9 protein-coding genes are annotated in these 8,348 nt (G+C 72.1%); 6 read left to right on the top strand and 3 right to left on the bottom strand.

Annotation, left to right across the window (positions count from 1 at the left end):
• Window positions 1–259 precede the first annotated feature (259 nt).
• A complete protein-coding gene (locus tag VMF51_RS20140) occupies window positions 260–772 on the bottom strand; it encodes a general stress protein (RefSeq protein ID WP_325476255.1) in 513 nt (170 codons plus the stop codon).
• 36 nt (window positions 773–808) lie between these two features.
• On the opposite strand from VMF51_RS20140, the gene purS reads away from it, so the two are divergent.
• The 3 genes from purS to VMF51_RS20125 are packed head-to-tail and all read left to right on the top strand — an operon-like array spanning window position 809 to window position 2,183.
• Window positions 809–1,078: a phosphoribosylformylglycinamidine synthase subunit PurS gene (gene purS, locus VMF51_RS20135; protein ID WP_325476254.1), complete on the top strand. Its 270-nt coding sequence runs from the start codon at window positions 809–811 to the stop codon at window positions 1,076–1,078.
• Window positions 1,075–1,743, top strand: coding sequence for a phosphoribosylformylglycinamidine synthase subunit PurQ (gene purQ, locus VMF51_RS20130; RefSeq protein WP_325476253.1), 669 nt, complete (start codon window positions 1,075–1,077; stop codon window positions 1,741–1,743). Before purS ends, purQ begins: the two co-directional genes overlap by 4 nt.
• Window positions 1,740–2,183 (top strand): DUF3817 domain-containing protein, encoded by a 444-nt coding sequence (locus VMF51_RS20125; RefSeq protein WP_325476252.1) that lies wholly within the window; start codon window positions 1,740–1,742, stop codon window positions 2,181–2,183. Before purQ ends, VMF51_RS20125 begins: the two co-directional genes overlap by 4 nt.
• Window positions 2,184–2,340: 157 nt before the next feature.
• Here VMF51_RS20125 and VMF51_RS20120 read toward each other — a convergent pair whose 3' ends face one another.
• Complete coding sequence (locus VMF51_RS20120; protein WP_325476251.1) at window positions 2,341–3,774, bottom strand: glycoside hydrolase domain-containing protein; 1,434 nt, start codon at window positions 3,772–3,774, stop codon at window positions 2,341–2,343.
• Between the two features lie 347 nt (window positions 3,775–4,121).
• Between VMF51_RS20120 and purL the strand changes: the two genes are divergently transcribed.
• From purL to VMF51_RS20105, 3 genes are all read left to right on the top strand, one after another.
• A complete protein-coding gene (gene purL, locus VMF51_RS20115) occupies window positions 4,122–6,362 on the top strand; it encodes a phosphoribosylformylglycinamidine synthase subunit PurL (protein ID WP_325476250.1) in 2,241 nt (746 codons plus the stop codon).
• Window positions 6,355–6,780 carry an alternative ribosome rescue aminoacyl-tRNA hydrolase ArfB gene (gene arfB / locus VMF51_RS20110; RefSeq protein ID WP_325476249.1) on the top strand — a complete coding sequence of 142 codons (426 nt, stop codon included), beginning with the start codon at window positions 6,355–6,357 and terminating at the stop codon, window positions 6,778–6,780. Before purL ends, arfB begins: the two co-directional genes overlap by 8 nt.
• Before the next feature lie 137 nt (window positions 6,781–6,917).
• Window positions 6,918–7,589, top strand: a complete 672-nt coding sequence (locus VMF51_RS20105) for an alpha/beta hydrolase family protein (protein WP_325476248.1) — start codon at window positions 6,918–6,920, stop codon at window positions 7,587–7,589.
• Here the strand turns inward: VMF51_RS20105 and VMF51_RS20100 are convergent.
• Entirely contained in the window at window positions 7,586–8,287 is a 702-nt protein-coding gene (locus VMF51_RS20100; RefSeq protein WP_325476247.1) for a hypothetical protein, read from the bottom strand. The two genes, VMF51_RS20105 and VMF51_RS20100, sit on opposite strands and share 4 nt — an antisense overlap.
• Between the last annotated feature and the right edge of the window lie 61 nt (window positions 8,288–8,348).

The raw sequence follows: 8,348 nt of genomic DNA, 5'->3' as shown, positions 1-8,348 counted from the left end.
TCGTCGGCTTGCGGGGGTCTCGACGGGCGCTCACCCGCTAGCGCGGCTTCGCTGCTCGACCACCGGTGGTCGGGTGGTTGTTCGTCGGTGGTCGAGCAGTGAAGGACGGAGTCCTGAGCGTCCGTCGAGACCCCCGCGGCCGGCCGTCGACGTCGGCTTGCGGGGGTCTCGACGGGCGCTCACCCGCTAGCGCGGCTTCGCTGCTCGACCACCGGCGAGCCAGGTCCGAGCTCGAGCACCGGCGTCCGGTGGTCGGCCGTCAGGCGAAGGGGTTCGGCAGGGCGCCGGGGAGACCGGCGAGCAGCTCGCGGGCCTGGGCGGCCGACTTGTGCTCGACCAGGACCTCGTACCGCGTCGCGACCACCTGGGTGATCGAGGAGAAGTCGCGGCGGCCGCGGGTGGCGGCGTACCCGGCCAGCGCCCAGATCAGGCCGAACAGCGCGCCGAAGAGCATCGTGGAGATGATCGTGACGAAGCCCTCCTCGGAGAACAGCGAGAGGATCACGCCGACGAAGAGGCCGAGCCAGAGGCCGGAGAGCACCCCACCCATGGCGACCTTGTTCCAGGTCAGCCGCCCGGTGATCCGCTCGATCCGCTTCAGGTCCGTGCCGACGATCAGCAGCTGCTCGACGGGGAACTTCTGGTCCGCGAGGTAGTCGACGCTCTTCTGGGCGGCGGCGTAGTCGTCGTACACCGCGAGCGACTGGGGGAACTCCAATCGGAGCGGGGAGGAGGCGTCGAAGTTCCGGGCACCGGACGTGTTCATGCTCATGCTGATCAGTGTGCCGCGCCCGCCTAGGATGGGGCTATGCCCCGAGTCGTCGTCGACGTCATGCCCAAGCCCGAGATCCTCGACCCGCAGGGGAAGGCCGTGCAGGGTGCGTTGCCCCGCCTCGGCTTCACCGGGGTCAGTGACGTCCGCCAGGGCAAGCGCTTCGAGCTGACCGTCGACGGGGAGGTCACCGACGCCGTCCTCGAGCAGGTCCACCAGATGGCCGAGACGCTCCTGTCCAACCCGGTCATCGAGAACTTCACCGTCCGGATCGAGGACGCCGCGGGCGCCGAGGTCCTCGCGTGAAGGTCGGCGTCGTCACCTTCCCGGGCTCCCTCGACGAGGTCGACGCGCAGCGCGCGGTCCGGATCGGCGGCCACGAGGCGGTCGCGCTGTGGCACGGCGACCACGACCTGCGCGGCGTCGACGCGGTGGTGCTGCCGGGCGGCTTCTCGTACGGCGACTACCTGCGTTGCGGCGCGATCTCCCGCTTCTCCCCGGTGATGACCGAGGTGATCGAGGCGGCCGGTCGCGGGATGCCCGTGCTGGGCATCTGCAACGGCTTCCAGATCCTCTGCGAGTCGCACCTGCTGCCGGGGGCGCTGATCCGCAACGAGCGGCAGAAGTTCCTCTGCGTCGACCAGCGGCTGCGCATCGAGAACAACCGCACCGCCTGGACCTCGTCGTACGACGAGGGCGCCGAGGTGGTCATCGCGCTGAAGAACGGCGAGGGCTCGTTCGTCGCCGACACCGAGACGCTGGACCGGCTCGAGGGTGAGGGCCGCGTCGTGGCCCGCTACCTCGGCGACAACCCCAACGGCTCGCTGCGCGCCATCGCCGGCATCTCCAACGAGCGCGGCAACGTCGTCGGCCTGATGCCCCACCCCGAGCACTCGGTCGAGGACCTCACCGGCACGGGCACCGACGGGCTCGGCTTCTTCACCTCGCTCGCCGCCGCGGCCTTCGCATGAGCCCGCTGAAGCTCTTCCGCGTCGTCGCCGTCGCCGAGGCGATCACCTGGGCGCTGCTGCTGTCCGGCATGTTCCTGAAGTACGTCACCGAGACGACCGAGCTGGGCGTCCGGTTCGGCGGCATGATCCACGGCGTCGTGTTCGTCGCGTACTGCGTGACCACCGTCGTCGTCGCCATCGACCAGAAGTGGTCGGTCGGCCGCACCCTGCTCGGTCTGCTGGCCGCTGTCCCGCCGTTCTTCACCGTGCTCTTCGACCGGTACGCCGAGCGCCGCGGCCTGCTGGGCGGCTCCTGGCGGCTGGCCACCGAGCAGCCCGCCGGCCCGGTCCAGGGCCTCGTGTCCTGGCTGATCCGCCGGCCGCTGCAGGGCCTTGCCGCCGGTGTCGGCGCCGTCGCGGTGCTGACCGGCGTCGCGCTGCTGGTCGGTCCGCCGGTCTGAACTACGCGCGCTCTGCCGCGTCGCGCCAGCTGATGGGATGGGGCGGGCTGCAGGCTCATCACGGTATGCAGCCGAACTCGCACCTCCCACGGTGGGTACGCCGTGGCAGGTGCGAACTGGTCTGCATACCGTGATGAACTGCAGACCCCGGCGGCGCTCAGCGCCGGCGCTTGCCCGCCGCGAACGCCCGCCAGGTGGCGGCGGTGACCACGCCGCTCGCGGCGTGCCCGACGCGGGACTGGTAGGTCTTCAGCGCCCGGTCCGTCGTGGAGCCGAACACGCCGTCGACGCGGATCTTCGCGGTCGGTACGGCGGCGTTCAGGCTGCGCTGCAGGCGGCGTACCCCTTCGCCGGCGGAGCCGAACTTCAGCAGCGGGCGGGAGCCGTCGGCGAGCAGCGAGATCCAGTTCGGACGGGACCAGTTGTCGGAGACCCGCATGCCGTGCGACTGCTGCCAGGTGCGGACGGCGCGGACCGTGCGCTTGTTGTATCGGCCGTTCACGGTGCCCCGGTAGCGGCCCTTCTCCTTCATCAGGCACTGCAGCGCCTTGACCCGCAGCCGGGAGGCGGCGGTCGGGGTGCTCGCGCGCCGGAGGGCGCTGTACGACTGGAGGTCGAGGCGTACGCCGCCGCACCGGACCTCGGCGGCCGCGACCGAACCGCGGCCGACGTCGAGGAAGTTGCTGTCGATGTTGATCCGTACGCCGCCCCAGGTCTCGTCGTGACCGCCCCGGTACTGCTTGACCCGGCCGCCGGGCAGCCAGCCGTCCGAGCGGATGTACGACGTGGAGGTGTTCGCCTTGCCGTCCCAGCGGGCGATCCAGATCCGGTCGGGCATCACGTACAGCCCCGGCCGGTCGACGCGCGCGTTGTCGAGGTCGCGGATGCCCGAGCCCGCGCTGGAGTACACGCCGGAGACGTAGCCGAGTTGGCGGATCCGCACCGTCCAGCCGCTGAGGAACCGCAGCGCGGACTCGCGGCAGTGGGTGTTCTTGCTGTCGTAGCCCTCCATGTCGTACCAGAGGGTGCTGCCCGGGACGATGCCGAGCGCCTTGGCGTCCACGACGGTGGTCTCGGCCTCGGCGACGCCCATCCGGTAGGCGCGGCCGTAGGTGCCGTTGCCCGGACGCGGGTCGATCCGGACGTCGTCCTGGTAGCGCGGGAACCGCGGCTGGCAGGAGGCCTGCGGGCCGAGGGTGATCGGCAGCAGCCGCCAGCCCTTGCGCAGCTGGGTGGCGACCCAGGTGGGCGTGAGGTTCGGCTGGCTGCGGCAGGCGCGGGACTTGCCGGAGATGTAGATGCCGACGGCCAGGAACGGCGAGCGGGCCAGCCAGCGGTCCATCTTCGCCTGCTCCGGGGTCAGGCACTGGTCGAACCCGAAGCCGGTGAAGTTGCCGGGAGTGGGCGGATTGGTGGTCTTCTTCGCCGCGACGGCGCTCGCGACGGCGTACGCCGAGGTCTCCGCGCTGTCGGAGGCGGTGACGGTGCCGGCCTGGCCGGTGGTCAGGACCATCGCGCCGGTGGCGACGAGCAGCCCGCTCAGGGTCGCCGCGAGGGCGGCGCGTACGGGCAGGCGGGCGGGGCGGCGCATGCGGGACTCCAGGGGAAGAAGGAGGGGAGGAACCGTCGAGTCGGCGTCACCCTAACCTCACAAGTCACACGAGTAACAGGGAAGCGCGTGAACTACAGCGCTGTAGTTCGCGGGGGACGTTTGTGCAGGTCAGCGGGGTATCGGCAGGCCGGCGCGGGACCTGAGTCGTTTCGTCCTCGTCCTACGGCCGCAATTGCGGCCGAAGGACAGGCTGGGGTCGCTCCGACCCGTACGGCGGCTGCAATTGCGGCCGTAGGACACCCCGCGCCGCGCGCCCGCCGTCCGCCCTTCGACCACGGCCAGGGCCGTGGTCGGGAGCCCACTCGATCGCCGGTAGATTTGGGGCCGTGCTGGACACCGTCACCGCCGCCACGCAGGACCCCGACCGCGAGCAGCCCTGGGCCGATCTCGGCCTGAAGGCCGACGAGTACCAGGAGATCCGCGAGATCCTCGGTCGTCGCCCCACCTCGAGTGAGCTGGCGATGTACTCGGTGATGTGGAGCGAGCACTGCTCCTACAAGAGCTCCAAGGTGCACCTCAAGCAGTTCTCCGAGATCCCGCAGGAGACGCCGGTCGGCAAGATGCTGGCCGGCATCGGCGAGAACGCCGGCGTCATCGACATCGGCCAGGGCTACGCCGTCACGTTCAAGGTCGAGTCGCACAACCACCCGTCGTACGTCGAGCCGTACCAGGGCGCCGCGACCGGCGTCGGCGGCATCGTCCGCGACATCCTCGCGATGGGCGCCCGTCCGGTCGCGGTCATGGACCCGCTCCGCTTCGGCCCGCTCGACGCCCCCGACACCCACCGCGTGCTGCCCGGGATCGTGGCCGGCGTCGGCGGGTACGGCAACTGCCTCGGCCTGCCCAACATCGGCGGCGAGGCCGTCTTCGACGAGACCTACCTCGGCAACCCGCTCGTCAACGCGCTCTGCGTCGGCGTCCTGAAGCACGAGGACCTCCACCTCGCCAAGGCGTCCGGCGTCGGCAACCAGGTGATCCTGTACGGCGCCCGCACCGGTGGCGACGGCATCGGCGGCGTGAGCGTGCTCGCGTCCGAGACCTTCGACGCGGACGGCCCCGCCAAGCGGCCCAGCGTGCAGGTCGGCGACCCGTTCATGGAGAAGCTCCTCATCGAGTGCACCCTGGAGATCTTCGCGGCCGGCCTGGTCGCGGGCATCCAGGACCTCGGCGGCGCCGGCCTGTCCTGCGCCACCTCCGAGCTGGCGAGTGCCGGCGACGGCGGCATGCACGTCGAGCTCGACCGGGTCCCCCTGCGCGACTCCACTCTCGCTCCGGAGGAGATCCTGATGAGCGAGTCGCAGGAGCGGATGATGGCCGTCGTCGAGCCCGGCGACGTCGACGCCTTCATGGCGATCTGCGCCAAGTGGGACGTCGAGGCCGTGGTGATCGGCGAGGTCACCGACACGGGCCGGCTGGAGATCGACTGGCACGGCGAGCGCGTGGTCGACGTACCGCCGCGGAGCGTCGCGCACGACGGCCCGACGTACCAGCGCCCCTTCGCCCGCCCGTCCTGGCAGGACGCGCTGCAGGCCGACGGCGCCGAGTCGCTGGCCCGCCCGTCGACCGGCGACGAGCTGCTGGAGACGCTGCTGCGCCTGGTCGCCTCGCCGAACCTGTGCGACAAGTCGTGGATCACGGACCAGTACGACCGCTACGTCCGCGGCAACACCGTGCTCGCGCAGCCGAGCGACAGCGGGATGGTGCGCGTCGACGAGGAGACCAACCTCGGCGTCGCGGTGTCGACCGACTGCAACGGCCGGTTCGCGAAGCTCGACCCGTACGCCGGCGCGCAGCTCGCGCTCGCCGAGTCGTACCGCAACGTCGCCACCGGCGGTGCCGCCCCGCTGGCCATCTCCGACTGCCTCAACTTCGGCTCGCCCGAGGACACGGACGTGATGTGGCAGTTCGCCGAGGCCTGCCGCGGGCTGAAGGACGGCTGCCTGGAGCTCGGCATCCCGGTCACCGGCGGCAACGTCAGCCTCTACAACCAGACCGGCGAGACGGCGATCCTGCCCACCCCGGTGGTGGCGGTGCTCGGCGTGATCGAGGACGTCACCCGCCGTACGCCGTCGGCCTGGAGCGCCGCCGGCGAGCAGGTGTTCCTGCTCGGCGAGACCCGCGAGGAGCTCTCCGGATCCGAGTGGGCCCACGTCGTGCACGGTCACCTCGGCGGTCAGCCGCCGCGCGTCGACCTGGCGGCCGAGAAGGCGCTGGGCTCGCTGCTCGTCGAGGGCGTCGGCCTGCTCACCTCCGCCCACGACGTCTCCGACGGCGGCCTGGCGCAGACCCTGGTCGAGGCCTCCCTCCGGAACATGGTCGGCGTCTCGGTCGAGCTGGACGGCGACGCGTTCGTCGGACTGTTCGCCGAGTCGGCCGGCCGGGTCGTGGTCACCGTCGCCCCCGGCGACGAGGGCCGGCTCGCCGACCTTGCCGCGCGCCACGGCGTACCCCTCACCGCGCTGGGCGTCACCGGCGGCGACAGCCTCGTCGTCGAGAACCAGTTCGCAGCGCCGCTGCTCGAGGTGCGGTCCGCGTGGATGGCGACGCTGCCGGCGGCACTTGCCTGACGACCTCGTCATCACGAGCTCGTGGACCGTGCCCGCGAGTGAGCTGACCGAGCGGTTCTCGCGCTCCTCCGGCCCGGGCGGCCAGGGTGTGAACACGGCCGACAGCCGCGTCGAGCTGTCGTACGACGTCGCCGGCGCGCCGTCCGTGCCGGACCACCTGCGCGCCCGGCTGCTGGCCCGGCTCTCCTCACGTCTGGTCGGCGGCGTACTCACCATCGCCGCCAGCGAGCACCGCACCCAGCTCGCCAACCGCCGGGCCGCGCGCGAGCGCCTGGCCCAGCTGCTGCGTGAGGCGGCTGCACCCCCGGCCCCTACGCGGCGTCCCACCCGGCCGACCCGTGGGTCGAAGGAGCGGCGGCTGGCGGCCAAGAAGCGCCGCGGGGAGACCAAGCGCGGGCGGCAGGGCCGCTTCGACTGATCGCGAGCGCGGGCCGGGCTGCACAACGGCCGCAATTGCGGCCTCCGGACAGGGCGGAGCGCCGTCAGCATGCACGACGGCTGCAATTGCGGCCTGGGACAGGCCCGCAGGCCGGCTTCCTCGGGGAGGATGCGGACATGAGCACCCAGCACGTGGCGTACGGCGCCGACCCGAGCCAGTTCGCGGAGCTGACCCTGCCGGAGAGCGAGTGGCGGGGCGTGGCGGTGCTGGTGCACGGCGGGTTCTGGAAGCCGGAGTACGGCATCGAGTACGCCCGGCCGCTGGTGCCGAGCCTGGTCGAGAGGGGATGGGCGACGTGGGCGATCGAGTACCGCCGCGGGACCGGTACCGCGGACACCCTCGCCGACGTGCGGACCGCGATCGCGGCCTGTCCGGTCCGGTCCGCGACGGTCGTCGGGATCGGGCACTCCGCGGGCGGGCACCTGGTGACCTGGGCGGCGGGCCGGGACGGGGTGCTGACCCACGTGGTCGCGCAGGCCGGGGTCCTCGACCTGGAGGCGGCGCACCGGGAGGGCCTCGGGGACGGGGCGGTCGAGCGGTTCCTCGGCCACCCGCCGGGTCCGGACGACGCGGAGGTCGACCCGGTCCGGCAGGCGCCCCTCGGCGTACCGGTGTGGTGCGTGCACGGGCGCGACGACGAGGTCGTGCCGTTCGCCCAGTCCGAGGCGTACGTCGCCGCGGCCGGCGGGAGCGCGGAGCTGGTGCCGGTCGACGGCGACCACCTCGCGGTCGTCGATCCCGACTCGTCCGCCTGGGCGCGGACGCTGCAGATCCTCGACGGTCTCTAGGCCGCGCGCAGCACCGAGATCTTCTGCCAGATCTTGCGGGACATGCCCGTGGTCAGGGTCTCGATGGTGCTGATCGTGTCGAGTACGACGCCGTCGCGCGACTCCTCGGCGCACAGGGCGGCGGCCTTGCCGACCAGGCTGAGCAGCTCGGAGCAGTAGTTCAGATAGTGCTCCAGCTCGGCCCGGTCGAGATCCATCGACGGGCTCTCGTCGGTGGCGACGAAGTCGTCGCGGAGCCGTTCGGGGTCCTTGGTGAGCTGGTGCATGTCGACGATGTGGGCGAGCGAGCGCAGCTGGTGCAGCAGGTCGAGGATCTGGCTGCGCTGCACGCGCTCGGGGAAGTACCAGAGGAAGTACAGCGCGAGGCCCGCGAAGACCAGGTCGTTGACCGTGGTCTCGATCAGCGGCAGCCAGTCGACGCCGTCCTGCGGGCCGGCCCGGCCGAGGTCACGGGCAGCGAGCACCAGGGCGACAGCGGTGACCGCCACGACGACCAGCATCAGCACCCGGGAGACCCCGCGGGCGAGCGCGATCCGACGGCGGTTGGTGGCCGAGCCGGCGGCGACCCGCTCGACCATCCCGACCAGCTCGACCGCGACCCGGTACAGCCCCCGCTCGGGGAACCGCGAGTCGATCCGTCGCTCCAGCGCCACGACCGTCGCGCGGACGTGCTCGGCGCCGAGCTTGTCGAGACTCACGGCTGGCAGCGTAGGGGGTCGTGCCCCCGAGGGCGCGCCGGAGCGCACGCTCGGGGGCACG

The sequence above is a fragment of the Nocardioides sp. genome (assembly GCF_035503875.1).
GTDB lineage: Bacteria > Actinomycetota > Actinomycetes > Propionibacteriales > Nocardioidaceae > Nocardioides.
Note: the sequence above shows the minus strand (reverse complement) of the source record. Positions and strands in the feature narration are given on the sequence as shown.

Excerpts from the sequence above, each read along its gene's own strand:
- VMF51_RS20140 (WP_325476255.1), bottom strand. The coding sequence starts at position 772 with ATGAGCATGAACACGTCCGGTGCCCGGAACTTCGACGCCTCCTCCCCG.
- purS (WP_325476254.1), top strand. The coding sequence starts at position 809 with ATGCCCCGAGTCGTCGTCGACGTCATGCCCAAGCCCGAGATCCTCGAC.
- VMF51_RS20125 (WP_325476252.1), top strand. The coding sequence starts at position 1,740 with ATGAGCCCGCTGAAGCTCTTCCGCGTCGTCGCCGTCGCCGAGGCGATC.
- VMF51_RS20120 (WP_325476251.1), bottom strand. The coding sequence starts at position 3,774 with ATGCGCCGCCCCGCCCGCCTGCCCGTACGCGCCGCCCTCGCGGCGACC.
- VMF51_RS20105 (WP_325476248.1), top strand. The coding sequence starts at position 6,918 with ATGAGCACCCAGCACGTGGCGTACGGCGCCGACCCGAGCCAGTTCGCG.